Annotated in this window: 17 protein-coding genes; 5 read left to right on the top strand and 12 right to left on the bottom strand. The window is 62.4% G+C overall.

Going from position 1 to position 15,452, the window contains the following annotated elements; all coding sequences use genetic code 11:
* Positions 1-102 precede the first annotated feature (102 nt).
* On the bottom strand, positions 103-1,524 hold the full coding sequence (locus tag BUC08_RS14360; RefSeq protein ID WP_051694027.1) for an MFS transporter: 1,422 nt from the start codon (positions 1,522-1,524) through the stop codon (positions 103-105).
* Between the two features lie 155 nt (positions 1,525-1,679).
* On the opposite strand from BUC08_RS14360, the gene BUC08_RS14355 reads away from it, so the two are divergent.
* Positions 1,680-2,333 (top strand): histidine phosphatase family protein, encoded by a 654-nt coding sequence (locus tag BUC08_RS14355; protein WP_037923274.1) that lies wholly within the window; start codon positions 1,680-1,682, stop codon positions 2,331-2,333.
* Between the two features lie 21 nt (positions 2,334-2,354).
* Entirely contained in the window at positions 2,355-2,972 is a 618-nt protein-coding gene (locus BUC08_RS14350) for a glutathione S-transferase family protein (RefSeq protein WP_037923272.1), read from the top strand.
* On the opposite strand, the gene BUC08_RS14345 is transcribed toward BUC08_RS14350, so the two are convergent.
* Genes BUC08_RS14345 through BUC08_RS14325 form a run of 5 tightly spaced genes read right to left on the bottom strand, consistent with a single transcriptional unit; the run spans position 2,969 to position 7,575 of the window.
* Positions 2,969-3,697, bottom strand: a complete 729-nt coding sequence (locus tag BUC08_RS14345; RefSeq protein WP_037923269.1) for an SDR family NAD(P)-dependent oxidoreductase — start codon at positions 3,695-3,697, stop codon at positions 2,969-2,971. The two genes, BUC08_RS14350 and BUC08_RS14345, sit on opposite strands and share 4 nt — an antisense overlap.
* Positions 3,694-4,281: a DUF3833 family protein gene (locus BUC08_RS14340; protein WP_037923267.1), complete on the bottom strand. Its 588-nt coding sequence runs from the start codon at positions 4,279-4,281 to the stop codon at positions 3,694-3,696. The genes BUC08_RS14345 and BUC08_RS14340 overlap by 4 nt, the downstream gene beginning before the upstream one ends.
* Positions 4,278-5,510: an MFS transporter gene (locus tag BUC08_RS14335; protein ID WP_037923265.1), complete on the bottom strand. Its 1,233-nt coding sequence runs from the start codon at positions 5,508-5,510 to the stop codon at positions 4,278-4,280. The genes BUC08_RS14340 and BUC08_RS14335 overlap by 4 nt, the downstream gene beginning before the upstream one ends.
* Positions 5,507-6,268 (bottom strand): DUF1365 domain-containing protein, encoded by a 762-nt coding sequence (locus BUC08_RS14330; protein WP_037923263.1) that lies wholly within the window; start codon positions 6,266-6,268, stop codon positions 5,507-5,509. Before BUC08_RS14330 ends, BUC08_RS14335 begins: the two co-directional genes overlap by 4 nt.
* A complete protein-coding gene (locus BUC08_RS14325) occupies positions 6,265-7,575 on the bottom strand; it encodes an NAD(P)/FAD-dependent oxidoreductase (RefSeq protein ID WP_037923260.1) in 1,311 nt (436 codons plus the stop codon). The genes BUC08_RS14330 and BUC08_RS14325 overlap by 4 nt, the downstream gene beginning before the upstream one ends.
* A 268-nt stretch (positions 7,576-7,843) precedes the next feature.
* Between BUC08_RS14325 and BUC08_RS14320 the strand changes: the two genes are divergently transcribed.
* Together BUC08_RS14320 and BUC08_RS14315 are read left to right on the top strand one after the other, a co-directional pair.
* Positions 7,844-8,350, top strand: coding sequence for a sigma-70 family RNA polymerase sigma factor (locus BUC08_RS14320; protein ID WP_051694060.1), 507 nt, complete (start codon positions 7,844-7,846; stop codon positions 8,348-8,350).
* 5 nt (positions 8,351-8,355) lie between these two features.
* Positions 8,356-9,015: a ChrR family anti-sigma-E factor gene (locus BUC08_RS14315; protein WP_037923257.1), complete on the top strand. Its 660-nt coding sequence runs from the start codon at positions 8,356-8,358 to the stop codon at positions 9,013-9,015.
* Here BUC08_RS14315 and BUC08_RS14310 read toward each other — a convergent pair whose 3' ends face one another.
* The 6 genes from BUC08_RS14310 to BUC08_RS14290 form a co-directional block, all read right to left on the bottom strand.
* Positions 9,016-9,561 carry a chloramphenicol phosphotransferase CPT family protein gene (locus tag BUC08_RS14310; RefSeq protein ID WP_037923255.1) on the bottom strand — a complete coding sequence of 182 codons (546 nt, stop codon included), beginning with the start codon at positions 9,559-9,561 and terminating at the stop codon, positions 9,016-9,018.
* A 141-nt stretch (positions 9,562-9,702) separates the two neighbouring features.
* Complete coding sequence (locus BUC08_RS24800) at positions 9,703-9,870, bottom strand: hypothetical protein (protein WP_037923254.1); 168 nt, start codon at positions 9,868-9,870, stop codon at positions 9,703-9,705.
* A 69-nt stretch (positions 9,871-9,939) separates the two neighbouring features.
* Positions 9,940-11,175, bottom strand: coding sequence for a DNA recombination protein RmuC (locus BUC08_RS14305; protein WP_037923253.1), 1,236 nt, complete (start codon positions 11,173-11,175; stop codon positions 9,940-9,942).
* Positions 11,172-11,483, bottom strand: a complete 312-nt coding sequence (locus BUC08_RS14300) for a hypothetical protein (protein ID WP_143186746.1) — start codon at positions 11,481-11,483, stop codon at positions 11,172-11,174. Before BUC08_RS14300 ends, BUC08_RS14305 begins: the two co-directional genes overlap by 4 nt.
* A gap of 1 nt (position 11,484) precedes the next feature.
* Complete coding sequence (gene mutL / locus BUC08_RS14295; protein WP_037923248.1) at positions 11,485-13,329, bottom strand: DNA mismatch repair endonuclease MutL; 1,845 nt, start codon at positions 13,327-13,329, stop codon at positions 11,485-11,487.
* Between the two features lie 166 nt (positions 13,330-13,495).
* Complete coding sequence (locus BUC08_RS14290; RefSeq protein WP_037923240.1) at positions 13,496-14,815, bottom strand: uracil-xanthine permease family protein; 1,320 nt, start codon at positions 14,813-14,815, stop codon at positions 13,496-13,498.
* 232 nt (positions 14,816-15,047) lie between these two features.
* Here BUC08_RS14290 and uraH point away from each other — a divergent pair, with 232 nt between their 5' ends.
* Positions 15,048-15,407, top strand: coding sequence for a hydroxyisourate hydrolase (uraH, locus tag BUC08_RS14285; RefSeq protein WP_037923239.1), 360 nt, complete (start codon positions 15,048-15,050; stop codon positions 15,405-15,407).
* Positions 15,408-15,452 lie beyond the last annotated feature (45 nt).

The raw sequence follows: 15,452 nt of genomic DNA, 5'->3' as shown, positions 1-15,452 counted from the left end.
ACTCGTCCCCTTCTATCAGGACGCGCGCGGCTGCGGGACTCCTATTCCCGACGCCCGAACCCGAATTTGCGCCACTGATGTTTCCGATGGAAGTCGCTCCGTTCATCTGCGCACAAAGGCCAACGTTGCGACCATCCCAAGTGCGGCCAGCGGCAGGCACGAGACATAGACCCACTGGGCGACCTGTATTGCGCTTGATCCTGTGGTCATGGTCAGAATGCCTGCCGCATTCGCCACCAACCCGACATAGACCGCACCCAGCGCATAACCCAAACGCTGCACCGTCGGGATTGCACCCGCGATGCGCTGTACCTCTGACGCCGATGCCAATGTTTCAGTGCGGCGCAAGACAAAGGTCCACGCCATGCCAAAGCCGATCCCTTCAATCAGGGCAACGAGCGCGATCAGCCACAGCGGCCCGTAAGGGACAGCGTAAAGCATTCCGGGCACGCTGGCGGCCACCAACCCCATGCCCAGCGCGATCATCAGCCTGTCTGTCCGTTCGGAAAAGCCGCTGACAAGGATCGCGGCCAGGGTCCAACCGATCGACCCGCAGCTGACCACGTAACCGACGGTCAACGCGGGCGCGTGATGAATCGCGGTGATCAGCAACGGGCCAAAGGCCGCAATCGCGATGGTGGCCATGGACAGCGTGACAATCATCACCAGTGCCGCCCCGATGGGCGTGCGCAGATCAAAGGGCCGCCGAGGCAACATCCGGCTGTCGCCCGCACGCGCGTCCAGCCACAGAAACAGGACCAGCGCAGCAATGCCGCACAGGATCATCATACCGCTGCGCAGGGGTGCGATGCTGACCCCGCTGGCGGCAATCAAAAGGATGGCGAGACACAGCAACATCAGCCTGCGAAACGGAAACACGCTGTCCGTGGTTTGCTGCGGGGCCGGTTCGTTCTGCGGGCGTACGAAGATCCACGCACCGAGCCCAAAGGCCACGGCGCCAAAGCATGCAAACCCCCAGCGCCAGGTCGCATAAGCCACAAAGGCACCGCCAAAAAGCGGCCCTAAAAAGGATGAAATGCCCCAGATCGTCGATACAACGGCCAGCGCCCGCGCGGCATAACGGCGGGGGAACAACACGCTGATGGCGATAAAGCACATTGCCACCATACCGCCGCCGCCCAGCCCTTGCATCGTGCGCCCGACCAGAAACAGCGCCATCGTCGGGCTGACGGCACTGAGCAGACAGCCCAACCCGAACATCCCTGCTGCCAGCGCCATCGGGTGTCGCAACCCCATGCGCATGGTCAGGATCGCGCTGGCCGCGCCCGCCACGATAGACCCCATTTCATAAAGCGATACCGACAACCCCACCAGCGACGCGCCGTTGATGTCGGCCACGATCGACGGCAGCATGGTCGCCACGATCAGGCTGTCGGCGGCGTGCAGCATCACTGCAAGGCTGACCAGAAACAGCGATGCCGTATGTCCGCCGGTCAGAAATTCGCGCCATGACACATAAGCATCAGGCACCTGCGTGGGAATCGCTTCTGTGGTTTGGGTCATCGTCTTCTCCTGCTGACGATCACCTGTCTAATTCCTCAACCCAACTTGAGATCAAGCAATATTTCATCTGCCTGTTATTTCGTGCACGGCGCAGCGTGACACTTTCCACGCCCGCGCCCCTCGCCTACAACAGCACCAAAGCGCGAAAGGCTGTCATGTCCCACATCACTCTCATCCGCCACGGTCAGGCCAATTCCGGTGCCACCGACGAAGAATCATACGACCGTCTGTCGCCCTTGGGCTTTCAACAAGCCACCTGGCTGGGTGCCCATATGCGCGACACCGGCCAGCACCACATGCGGCTCTATACCGGCACATTGCGCCGCCATATCGAGACCGCCGACGCGATGGAGACCGGGCTGACTCCGATCCGCGACGCACGGCTGAACGAGCTGGAATATTTCAACCTGGCCGCCGCCCTGCGCGACGAACAGGGCATACCGATCCCCACCGAGCAGACCGAATTCACAGCCCACCTGCCCCGTGTATTCGCTGCGTGGCAGAACGGCGAAATCGTCAATGTGCCCGAGACCTTTGAACAATTCGAAACCCGCGTCAGCGACGCGTTGACCGAGATCGCCGAAGGGGACGGTCCCGCGCTGGTGGTCACCTCCGGCGGGCTGATTTCAATGGCGATGCGTCAGCACATGGGGTTGGACATCCGCGCCATGGCCAATCTCGCGCTGGCGATCATGAACACCTCGCAGCACCGGCTGTTCCCGGTCGGCGGGATCTGGTCGCCGGTCCTGTTCAATGCCGTACCGCATCTGGAGCATCCAGACCGGCATCACGCCCAAACCCACGTTTGACCCCTTCAGAAAGGCACGATCATGCATCTGTATTACGCCCCTGGCACCATCTCGATTGCCGTGGCCATCACGCTGGAAGAGGCGGGGCTGGACTATACCACCACCAAGATCAGCTTTGCCGACGCCGAGCAGACCAAGGAACCCTATCTGGCCAAGAACCCCAAAGGCCGCGTGCCAACGCTTGAGGTACAGGGCCAGATGCTGACCGAAACCGGCGCGCTGCTGGACTACATCGCCGCCAGCGCCCCGCAGGCCGGTCTGGTGCCCGCCAATCCGCTGGATGCAGCCCACATGCGCAGCGTGATGTATTATCTGGCGTCAACCATGCACATCAACCACGCCCACAAGATGCGCGGCAGCCGTTGGGCCGACCAGCAATCCAGCTTTGACGACATGAAAGCCAAGGTCCCGCAGACAATGGCCGCCTCTGCACGCTATGTCGAAGATCACGCGATCAAAGGCCCCTTTGTCATGGGCGATACCTTGTCGTTGGCCGATCCCTACCTGTTCGTGGTCTGCAACTGGCTGAAGGGCGATGAGGTCAACCCCGCAGACTATCCGCGTATCTCGGCGTTCATGGCCGCGATGGAATCGCGCGCCTCGGTCAAGGCGGTGCGTGCAGCGGGTATGCTGCCCTAACTGAAAATCCGGTAATACAGCCAGTCCGGCAGGAAATTCGCGCCGCGAAACACCAACGAGAACAGCCAGGGAAAGCTGGTCTTGAACTGGTCTGTTTCCATGTGCTCGACCATATGCTGTGCGGCCTCTTCGGGCTGCATGATCATCGGCATTTTAAAGTCGTTCTTGTCGGTCAGCTGCGTCTTGATAAAGCCGGGATTGCACACCTGCACCAACACGCCGGTCTTGCGCAGATCGGCGTGCATACATTCCGCCAGCGACATAGTCGCCGTCTTGCTGGCGGTATAACCGATGGAACCGGGCAGGCCGCGAAACCCGGTCAGGCTGGACGTAATCACGATATGCCCCGCGTCGCGTTCGACAAAATCGGGCACCACCTGCCCCAGAACACGCATGAACCCGGTAAAGTTGATGTCGGCCATGGCAACCGCCTGATCGGCGTCCCACTCCTTGGCCCCGAACGGCCAGTAGACCCCCGCCAGCAACACCAGCCCGTCAATCCGGCCCACCGCCTTGGCGGCCTCCTTGACGCTGTCGTGGTCGGCAATATCAACGGTCTGGATGGACGCTTTTCCCGGCAAATCGTCGGCAAGCGCACGCAGCTTGTCCTCGGAGCGGGCGGACAGGACCACCTCGACCCCGCGCGCGCTCAGCTTGCGGGCCAGTGCCGCCCCCAGCCCGTCGCTTGCGCCCACCAGCCAATAACGTTTGCCGTGCCAATTCATGTCGTACTCCCTGTCAGTCTGATCTGTGCCGCGCCGTCTGCGGGCCGGATGGTGGCGACCAGTTCGGCCACGCATATCCCCAGTTTGTAAAACCGCGACCGGTTGGTGATGGTTCCGCTTGGCGTCAGATACATCCAGTCCACGGCGCGCAAAACATGCCCGCCCTGTGCTTCGGGCAATCTGATCCGGTAACGCATCTGCAAGGCCGGGCCGCCGGTGATCCCTTGGGCCGTGCCCACCACATCCTGCGCCGTCGCGCTGAGATGACCGTCCGCGTGACAGCTCAGTGCCCAGGCGCGGGACTGGGTGGTGCCGTCGTCATAGGTGAAAAATTCCTCCATCGTGCCGGTGTCACCATCCCATGTGGCCTGGATCTGGGCTTGAAAGCGGCTGGTGACGCGGCCAAGGGGGCCGTAAATCACACCCTCGCAGATCATCGGGCCGTTCAGATGGGTCCGCAGGTCAAAGGCAGGACCATTTGCACCGGCATAATCGCTGGGTCGCTGGGCGGCAAAGCCACCCCAATGCCGGCGCGCCCAGACCAACGCCAGGATCAGGGCAAGCAATATCAGCGCAACGGTCACGCCAAGGCCTCCCTGATCGGTGTTGCGATCAGCAATGCCATCGCGAACAGTTTCAACCCGCAAGGCACCAGCGCGTATAACACCGCCAACAGCGTAAGCGCCGAAGCGGGGCTGTCCCCGGTGCTGTCGAACCCGGCGGACTGCAAGGCGGGCAACAGGGTGACTGCGGCAAAGGCCAACGTAAACTTGGACACGAGGGACCACAGCCCGAACCCGTCCGTTGCCCCCGGTGAAATCTGCGCCATGCGCGCGGCAAAAATCGCGGGCAGTAATGTCAGATCTGCACCCAGGGCCGCCCCAGACGCAAGGCAGATCACCGCAAACCACACCCAGTCGCCTGCGCCCAGAAACACCGCGCCGCCCAGCGACAGGATCGACAATGCCATCGCGGCCAGCAGCACAGGCTTGGGACCGTGGCGTTCGGCCAAAATTCCCCAGACGGGCGCCGCACAGGCCGCTGCAAGGAAAAACAGCAACAGCAACGGCCCCTCCTTGCCACCTTCGTCCAGCCGCGCATCGACAAAGAACAGAAACAGCGTGCTGGTGACAGCCACCGGAGCGGCATTCAGCAAGGCGATCAGCAACAACCGCCGCGCCAGCCCGTCCCGCAACACCGCGCCCAATCCGGTCGAGGCGGGCAAACCCACCCCTGACCATTCGCGCCGCATCATCATCACCGCCAGCAGCGCCAGGCCGGCAAACCCCGCAGCAAATCCGGCAAAAGGCGACTGCATCCAGACCCCCAGCCCCACCGGCGCAATCGCCGCAACACAAACCCCCAGCAACGCGCCCGTCTCGCGCCAGCGGGCCAGCCGCAGGTGGCCCTGACCTTGCAGACGATCCGCCGTCAGAACCCCCTGGGCATAGAAAACTATCGTGAGAAAGCTGAAGCCAGAGAACACCAGCGTCAGCATCGCCGCGAACCACAGCAGCGGCGGCCCAACCGGGGGCACTGCGAACAGCCCCACCATCGCCAGCGCCATCACCGCAGCGGCCACCGCAACCGCCAGCCCACGCCTGTCGCGCAGCCGGTCGCCCAGCCGGCCGAACAGCGGGTCCTGTACCACGTCCAGCAACCGCAAGCCGAACAGCACGGCCCCCAGCGCGCCCAGCGACACGCCGTATTCATCGACATAGAACTTGGGCGCGTGGATATAGATCGGCAGACCCGCCGCCGCCAGCAGCGCCGCAAACACAGCAAAGGCCGGAAGGCGCGGCGCGCGGCTCATCCCCGCGACACGTCTTTGGCAGGCGGAGCGGGGCGGGCGCGATAGGTGGCCTGTTTGACCCACAGCTTCAGCGCCTGCCAGTGAATCAACGCCAGCACCCTGCGCGACCCGAACGGGCGGCGCAGCAACGCCCGCAGGATCGACCCGTTGCTCATGCCCGCACGGCGGCCCGTCAACGTGGCGATCAATCCGCCCTGCCCCCGGCTGTAGTCTATCCAGATCCCGATGCGGTCGTCGCGGATGTCAAAGCGGAACTCGTATCCGCCCTCGACGGGCTGAAAGGGCGAGACATGGAAAATCTTGGTCGCCTTCATCCGGTCGCTGGGCGCGATCGGGCGATGGTCGGCGTGGTGGATCAGATAATTGTGGCGGTCGCCGAACGTGTTGGTCACCTCGGCAATCACCGCCAAAAGCGCCCCATCGGCCCCGCGACAGAGCCAGAAGCTGACCGGATTGAACACGTGCCCCAGCAGCTTCGGCTGCGCCAACAGTTCGACCTTGACCACGTTCGGCACCTGCCAGTGGCGCAGGACATCGCGCACCCACGCCGCGCCGCGCCCGTCACCGGGTGCGCCGCCGTGGTCCACATCGTCCAACGCCGCCAGCCCGCGCCCGTTGCGGGTGAACAGGGACGGGCCTTTCACCGGGGCTTCGGCATCCAACAGCACATAGTCCACCGAGTAGCGAAAGGCGTTTTCAATCGCCCCCTTGCGCCCGTGAAAGGTTTGCGCCGCGATATGATCAATACCGGATGTCATTCCGCCGCCAACACGGCCGGCACAGCCAACAACCGCTGTGCCACGTCAAAGGCCGAGGACAGCCCGTCTTCGTGAAATCCGTTCTTCATCCACGCACCGCAGAACCACGTGTTGTTGGTCCCGTTCATCTGTGCGGCTTGCTTTTGCGCCGCCAGTGCTGCCAGATCATAAACCGGATGGCGCAGGGTGACCTGATCCCAGATCAAGTCCGGGTTGATCTCGCGGCGGCTGTTCAGGGTGACAAAGAACTGTTCCCCTTTCAGCCACGGCTGCAACGAATTCATCCAATAGGTCAGGTCGATCCGCTCGGATGCGCTGTCCGCGGCTTCGGTATAGACCCACGACGACCAGGTCTGGCGACGGCGTGGCATGATCGTCTCATCAGAATGCAGCACGATGTCGTTGGGCTGGTAGGCCACAGCGCCCAGCACCGACTGTTCCTGCTCGGACGGATCTGCCAGCAGTTTCAGCGTATCGTCAGAATGGGTCGCAAAGATAACCTCGTCAAACGTCTCCCACTCTCCGCCCCATGCCTTCACCTGCGCACCCGCTGCTGTACGGCGCACGGATTGGACGGGGGAGTTCAGCCGAATGTTGACCCCGCTGCGGCGCAATGCGGCCTCAAGCCGGGTGACATAAGAACGGCTGCCCCCCTCGACCGTGTACCATTGGTGCTGGCCGGTGTGGTGCAGCAAGGCGTGATTTTCAAAGAACTGGATCATCGCGTGCGCAGGGAAATCCATGATCTTTTCCGTGGGCGTCGACCAGATCGCGCCGGACAGCGGCAACAGATAGTAATCGCGGAACCATTTGCCCGTGCCCAACAGCTTCAGGAACGCGCCCACGGTCATCTGCCGGTCCGCCTGCGCCAGCCGCAAGGCCCGTTTGTTGAACCGGAACACATCCCGCACCATGCCCAGAAACCGTGGATCAACCGCATTGCGCGGCTGCGCGAACAGCGCCCCCAGACTGGCCAGCCCGTATTCCAGCCGCCCGCCACCGATAGACGCGCCAAAGCTCATGTTTGACGGCACGACCGGCACCTCCAGTTCAGCAAAAAGCGCCGCCAGATGCGGATAATTGGCATAGTTGAACACGATGAACCCGGTGTCGACCGGCGTATCACCCTTGCAGCCCGCCATTCGGGTGCGCGCATGTCCCCCCAGATCCGGCTCGGCCTCGTACAAGGTGACTGCGTGCTGGTCACCCAGCATGTGGGCCGCGCCCATCCCTGAAATACCTGCGCCGATGACTGCGATTTTCTTGGGGCCGGGGGCGCTGTAGGCGCGGGGGGCTTCAAATGGCATTGTGTTTTTGTTTCCTTGGCCGTGTTTGTTCTTATGCCATACGTACGGGGCAAATCAGCTTTCGGTTTCAAATTGCTTCAAAAAAATAAATTGTGATCCAACTGGTGATCGGACGCGTAACAGGGGTATGTTCGCAGGTCACGACACTCAGACGCCCGCTTTGCGGGTTTACCCACATGAAAAGGGGACGGGGTTTGCCCCTGCGACAGGAACAACAAAAGTGAGCACGCGCGAAACGGCCGAGAAACGATCCTTGTGGGTGGACCATATGGTACGCATCCACACATCACGGGACCGTGCAGCCTTTGCCGAGCTTTACGACCACTTCGCACCGCGGGTGAAGGGGTTTCTGATCAAGTCGGGGGCGGATGCGTCCCTGGCTGAGGAGTGCGCCCAAGAGGTCATGGTCACCGTCTGGGCCAAAGCACATTTATTCGATGCATCGCGGGCATCGGTGGCAACGTGGATCTTCACGATTGCCCGGAACCGCAAGATCGACGCGCTGCGCAAGCAGCGCCGCCCCGAGCCGGAAGAGCTGACATGGGGCCCCGAAGAAGAACCGGCGCAGGCGGATGTGATCGCCCTGCAGCAGGAAAGTGAAACACTGGCCCGCGCCATCGCGGAGCTGCCGGCGCAACAACGCGCCTTGCTGGAAAAGGCGTATTTCGGGGAACTGACCCACAGCGAAATCGCCGCTCAGACCGGTCTGCCCCTGGGCACGATCAAATCAAGAATACGTCTGGCGCTGGATCGACTGCGCCACGCAATGAAGTAGAAGCCATGAAAAACGACATCAAACACCACATCACGGACCAGATGCTGATGGGCTATTCGGCAGGAACATTGCCCGAGGCGTTCAACATCCTCGTGGCGACCCATATTTCGCTGTGCGACGATTGCCGCGCGCAACTGGCCAGCTTCGACAGCATCGGTGGCGCCATGCTGGGCGCGGACGACGACGCACTGGCGACAATGGACACAGGCAGCCTTGCCGCCGTGATGGAGCGGCTTGAGGATTGTCCGTCAGGCCTGACAGAGCGTGCACCGTCAACGCGCAGCAAAACCGTGCCGGCACCGCTCAGCGACTATATCGGCGATGACCTGTCCGGTGTGAAATGGCGCAACATCGGGATGGGCGTGCGGCAGGCGATCCTGCCCACCTCGGCGGATGCAACAGCGCGTCTGCTGCACATACCCGCCGGCGTCGCCATGCCCGACCATGGCCACAACGGCACCGAAATGACGCTGGTGCTGCAAGGCGCCTTTCAGGACGATGACGGCTATTTCGCGCGCGGCGACGTGGAAACCGCCGACGCGGATGTGAACCACACACCTGTCGCCGACATCCACGAGGATTGCATCTGTCTGGCCGTCACCGATGCGCCCTTGCGGTTCAAGGGGCTGTTCCTGAAGATATTCCAGCGGTTCATCCGCATCTGATCACGATGCGGACGTGGCGAACTCCGACACACGCCTGCCTGACCGCCAGCCCTGCAAAAGTGCCGCCACATTCCGCGCCGTATCCGCGGTGCCGTCCAGTTCAATGTCATAGGTGCGCCCGACGTGAACAGTATGAAAATCCTGCGAGGCGCTGCCCACCGGTCGGTGCCCCCGCGCGATTTCACGTCTGTTCAGCACGTCCAAATCACAATGCAGACCCACGAAATACACATCGAACGGGCCAAGCAGCCGTTTCAGATCGGCAATCCACTCTGGCTGTTCCAGGATATGTTCGACGATCAGATTGTTGCCCGCATGGGCATAGGCCACCAGCGAGGCGTGAAACCCGTCAAAAAACGGGTGGCGCATCTGCGACCACTGGAACTCCCGCGACCTGATACGCTTGCCGGGCAACACACCGCTGTCACGCAGGTGGTCGATGGAAATATGCCAGAACGGCAGTTCGATCGCGTCTTGCAATGCCTTCGCGGTGGTTGACTTACCACTGCTGGATGGCCCGTGAAGAAATATGATCTGTCCGCCCATATCGACACCTCACACTGCCTGCACAAGGCACCGTGATACGCGCGTTCCGGGCAAAAACAAACGTCAGATGGCGCAAGCACGCCCCCCATTCACGTTTTCAAAACTGTGAATGCGGCTGCAAACCTGTCAGGGCCCGGGCGTTCAGCCCTGTTTCTTCTTCGCCTCGGCCGCAGCTTTCATACGGGCCAGCAGCGCGGCCTTGTCGGTGCCTTTGCCAAAGGGGTTCTTTTCACTGCCCTTGGCGTTGTGTTCGCTGTGACGCGGCGCGTTCTTGCCGACTTTGGCATTGCCTGATTTCTTGTAATCCACGAGGGTCGCCTTTCGCGGCTGAGGGATGGCTGCCTATGGCGCAAACCGCGGTGCTCCACAAGCCTGCGTTCATGTCTCGGGGGTGGTCAGCGGCACGACTGTGCTGGGGGTCTCGTCGATTTCCTCGAAATCAAAGTTGTCCAACCGCGCCGCCCGCTTACCCGCACGTTCGGCGGCGGTGCTGATCCCGTCCAGATCCTTGCGGGCCTGTCCGAAATGCAGGTTCAGCTTGTCCACCCGCTCCACCACGATTTCCACGTCACGGTGCAACTGGCGCAGGGTGGTGCGGATCGCCCCCGCCTGCTCGCGCATCCGCGCATCCTTCAGGATCGCACGCATGGTGTTCAGCGTCGCCATGCAGGTGGTGGGCGACACGATCCACACCCGCGCGTCAAAGCCTGCGCGGACCAGTTCGGGAAAATTCGCGTGCAATTCGGCATAAACGGCCTCGGAGGGCAGGAACATCAGCGCGCCGTCGGCAGTTTCGCCTTCCAGGATGTACTTGGTGGAAATGTCGTTGATGTGTTTCTTGACCGCCACGCGCATCGCCTTGGCCGCCTCGTTCAGATCCCACTCGGTCTTGGCCTTGCGCAGCGCCTCATAGGCTTCCAGCGGGAATTTGCTGTCGATGACGATGGGACCGGGCGGGTTCGGCAGGTGGATCAGACAATCGGCCCGCCGCCCGTTCGAAAGCGTCGCCTGCATCTGGTAGCTGTCGCGCGGCAGTGCCTTGCTGACGATATCGGTCAGCTGGATTTCCCCAAAAGCGCCGCGCGTCTGCTTGTTCGACAGGATGTCCTGCAAGGACAGCACGTCCCCCGACAGCTTGGTGATATTGTCCTGCGCCTTGTCGATGGACGCCAGCCGTTCCTGCAACTGCGTCAGGCTGGTCGTGGTCTGTTTGGACGAGCCGTGCAGGGTCTCGCGCATCCGCTCCTGCATCTCGGTCAGCGCACGCTGGCTGCGCATGGCGTTGTCGGCCAACCGGTCCTGCATCTGCTGTTGCACATGGGCCAGCCGCACCTCGACTGTCTGGATCATTTGCGCCTGTGCATGCGCCTGCGTGTCGCTGACGGTCTGCAAACCACCCTGAAGCTGCGCCTGCCCCATACCCAACTGATGCACGTTCTGCCCCAACACCTGCATCTGCTGCGACAGCGGCATCGCCATCCGCGCACTGCGCCCCGCCGCCCGCACCGTCGCAATCAGCAACACCACGATCAACAGCAGCAAAACGCCTGCCCCCGCAGCGGCCAGCACCAGCGGATCGCTCAGCGCATAGGAGTTAGCGCCGACATTAATCACGGACTATCTCGAATCCCAAGCAAATCTACCAACGCCTTCCCTATTTTCTCATTACCAGCGGCGGCAGTGTGGTCGAAAGTTTCCATTCTCGCACCGAAAATTTCAACGTCGTACTCTTTGCCATCCCAACTCAACTTGGCTTGAGGACTTGCGTTAGTAGTTATGACTTCTTGCAAGATATCTTCTAACAGCGCCTTCGGAAGCCTCAGTACCACCTCAGCCTGGCCTATTCCCTCCCATATCTCTGTTTTACAACCTGGAATAGTTCTAGTGGGTTTCTGTCTTGTGATATCGCGATAGTAGGTCAATTCAAGTTCTCCCAAAAAGTCGTTCGATATCGGCCAGCTTCAGCTCCACATAGGTCGGCCGCCCGTGGTTGCACTGCCCCGAATGCGGCGTCGCTTCCATCTCGCGCAGCAGCGCGTTCATCTCTTCGGCCCGCATCCAGCGCCCCGAGCGGATCGACCCATGACAGGCCACACGGCTGAGAATCGCCTCGATCCGTACCTGCACGGTCTGGCTGCTGCCCATGTCGTCCAGCTCGTCCAGAATATCCTTGATCATCGCCTCGGCGTTGACCTCGCCCAAGATGGCCGGGGTTTCGCGCACTGCGATGGCCCCACCGCCAAAGGCTTCGATCCCCAGCCCCAGCCGCGCCAGATCCTCGGCCAAGTCCAGCAAGCGGGCGCAATCGCCATTGCTCAGCTCGACAATCTCGGGGATCAGCAACGCCTGCGCGGCAACACCATTCTCGGCCATCTGGCGTTTCAGCTTTTCATAGACCAGCCGTTCGTGCGCCGCGTGCTGGTCCACGATCACCATGCCGGTGGCGGTCTGCGCGATGATGTAATTCTCGTGCACCTGGCCCCGCGCGGTGCCCAGCGGCAGGTCCTGCGGATCGCTTTCGGCCACGGGTTCGGGTGCGGCCACCTGCCCGCTGTAGTCCCGCGCCATCTCGGCAAAGCCACTGGGTTGCGGCGTCTGGTAAGGTGCAGCGCGCAGCCCAAGGCTGGGGCGGTCCATCTGATAGACACGCGGCGTATCAGCGCCCGCGCCTTCGGGCCGCATCGCCTCGATCACGCCCCCCGCCACAGTGGACGACGCGCGATGCCCCGCCCCCGCCAGCGCATGACGCAGCGCCGAGACAATCAGCCCCCGCGCCAGCGCCGGATCGCGAAAACGCACCTCGGATTTCGCAGGGTGCACGTTCACGTCCACCAGCGTCGGATCACAATCCAGAAACAACGCCGCCGCCGGATGCCGGTCGCGGCTAAGGAAATCGAAATAGGCCCCGCGCAGCGCCCCCACCAACAGCTTGTCGCGCACGGGCCGCCCGTTCACGAACAGATATTGCGCCACCGCAGAACCCCGCGAATAGGTCGGCAGGGCCGCATAGCCGGTCAGGTGCAAGCCCTCTCGCTCGGCATCAATCGCCAGCGAATTATCTGCAAACTCGCGCCCCAGCACCGTCGCCAAACGCCCGTGCAGCGCATCGAACATATCGCCTGTCTGCGCCTCGGCCACGAACACCGTGCGCGGGCTGTCGTTGGAAATATCGCGCAGCTCGAACCGCACAAAGGGTTCGGCCATCGCAAGCCGCTTGATGATGTCGGTGATCGCCTGCGCCTCGGCGCGGTCGGTGCGCATGAATTTCAGCCGCGCGGGCGTGGCGTAAAACAGATCGCCCAGCGTCACCACCGTGCCCGCGTTCAGCGCCACGGGCCGCACCTTGCCCATTGCGCCGCCTTCCACCTTGATCTGGAACGCCTCGGCCCCCGGCACCCGGCTGGCAATGCTCAGCCGACCCACCGCCCCCAGACTGGGCAGCGCCTCGCCGCGAAAGCCAAAGGTGTGGATGTTCAACAGATCCGACCCGTCAATCTTCGACGTGGCGTGGCGGCTCAGCGCCAGCGCCAGATCGTGCCCGGCAATGCCACAGCCGTCATCGGTCACACGGATCAAGGTCTTGCCGCCGTCCGCAATGTCGATGGTTACCCGCCGCGCACCCGCATCCAGCGCGTTCTCCACCAGCTCCTTGACCGCCGACGCTGGCCGTTCAACCACCTCACCCGCCGCGATGCGGTTGATCGCGCCTTCGTCCAGTTGCCGGATCACCGGGCGTGAATCGTTGATATTGTTGTCTGCTATGGCCATACCGCCATATCTAGCATGCGATACGCCGATTCTAAAAGCATGAAGCCGCAGTTATCCACTGCCCATTTCCAGCCCCCGCCATGGCAAAAGGGGCAAGGCGCCCGCCGCGCCCCGCCCCTTCCCTGGTTCAAAAATCCGCCCCGAAGGGCCGCGCCGCCTTAGACCGTCAAATCTCCTCAGGCAGCACCAGGTTCAGCACAACCGCCACCAGCGCCGTCGGTGCCACCGCGCTTGTGGCCAGCGTCGACAGCACACCGGGCAGATATTGCACCGCCGTCGGCACCAGGTTCAGCCCCAGGCCCGCCGTCAGCGCCACGGCGATGATCACCATGTTGCGGCGGTTCATCTTCACCTCGGTCAGCACGTTCAGACCGGCGGCCGCCACCATGCCGAACATCACGATCACCCCGCCGCCCAGCACCGGCAGCGGCATCGACGCGATCACCGCCCCGATCTTGGGCAGCAGCCCGCAGACGATCAGCACCAGCCCGCCAATCGTCACCACATGGCGCGACATCACGCCGGTCATGCCGACAATGCCGACGTTCTGGCTGAACGACGTGTTGGGCAAACCGCCAAAGACCGCAGCCACCGCCGTGCCCAGCCCGTCGGCATAGGTGGCACCGGCAATCTCGTCATCCGTCGCATCGCGCCCCGCGCCCGCCTTGGTGGTGGCCGAGGTGTCGCCCACGGTCTCAATCGCAGAGACCACGCACACCAGCGTCACGGCGATCACCGCGCCCAGATTGAACTCGAACCCGAAGGGCATCGGCGTGATGCCTGTGATCCACGCGGCCTTGCCCACGGCGGCAAAATTGACCATCCCAAGGATAAACGCCAGCACATAGCCCGCCAGCAGCCCGATCAGGATGCCCGAGTTGCTGAGCGCCCCCTTTGCAAAGAACTTGATCGCCAGCGCCACAACGACCACGGTCAGCGCCACGGCCCAGTGCTTCAGGGAGCCAAAGCTTTCCGCCGCCATCTGGAAATCGGCCGCCCCGCCTGCGGCATATTTGATCGCGGTCGGGATCAGGTACAGACCAATCGCCAGGATGACCAACCCCGTGACCAGCGGCGGGAACAGCCACCGCAGGCTTTTGATGAACGCGCCCAGACAAAAGTGCAGGGTGCCCCCGATCAGACAAGCGGTCAGCGCCACGCCCATCCCTTGGGTCGCGGCAACACCCGCCAGCACGCCGACAAAGGCAAAGCTGGTGCCCTGCATGATCGGCAGCCGCGCGCCCACGGGGCCAAAGCCGATGGTCTGGAACAGCGTCGCAATCCCTGCAAACAGCATCGCCATCTGGATCAGGTACACCTGTTCCGGCCCGCCAAAGGCCAGCCCCGCCGCGCCCGCCACGATAATCGACGGCGTAACGTTCGACGCGAACATCGCCAGAACGTGTTGAAAACCCAGCGGAATCGCCTGGGCCATAGGAGGGGTCTCGTTGGGGTCCGCATAGGCCCCATGTGAAATATCGGTCATTGTTGGCTGTCCCTACACGGTTGCATACGGCCGTCTTGATGCGGCTCATGAAAAACTATGCGGCCTTGATACGGGACCGATCAAGCAAAACCTCTTGCACGGTCACAACTCCGGCGCTGCAACCGGAAACTGCCAACAATACGGGCGCAGACAAAGGGGCAGGTGTTCGGAAATCCTTTTGCGCTTCGGGCCCGGCTGTGGTCATGCTGGACCAAAATCAGGAGAGAATGTCATGGCCTCGGGATATCTGACAACGCATGTTCTGGACACCAGCACCGGCAAGCCCGCCGCCGGCCTGTCCGTGACCCTTTACCGGTTCGAAGCGACAGCCAAGGTCAAGGTATCCCACATGACCACCAACGCGGACGGGCGCACCGACAGCCCGATCCTGCCCAAGGATGGCTTTCGCGAAGGCCAATACGAACTGGAATTCGAGGCAGGCGATTATTTCGATTCCATCGGCGTGCCCGCCGAAAGCCCGCGCTTTCTGAACCGCATCCCGATCCGCTTTGGCATCTCGGACATCGACGCGCATTATCACGTTCCATTGCTGCTGTCGCCCTTCGGCTACTCCACCTATCGCGGCAGCTAACCCCCTTCATCTTGCCAGATAAACTCCGGGGGAGGCGCAAAGCGC

Source organism: Pseudosulfitobacter pseudonitzschiae (assembly GCF_900129395.1).
GTDB classification, from domain to species: Bacteria; Pseudomonadota; Alphaproteobacteria; order Rhodobacterales; family Rhodobacteraceae; genus Pseudosulfitobacter; species Pseudosulfitobacter pseudonitzschiae.
This window is presented reverse-complemented; position numbering and strand designations above follow the sequence as displayed.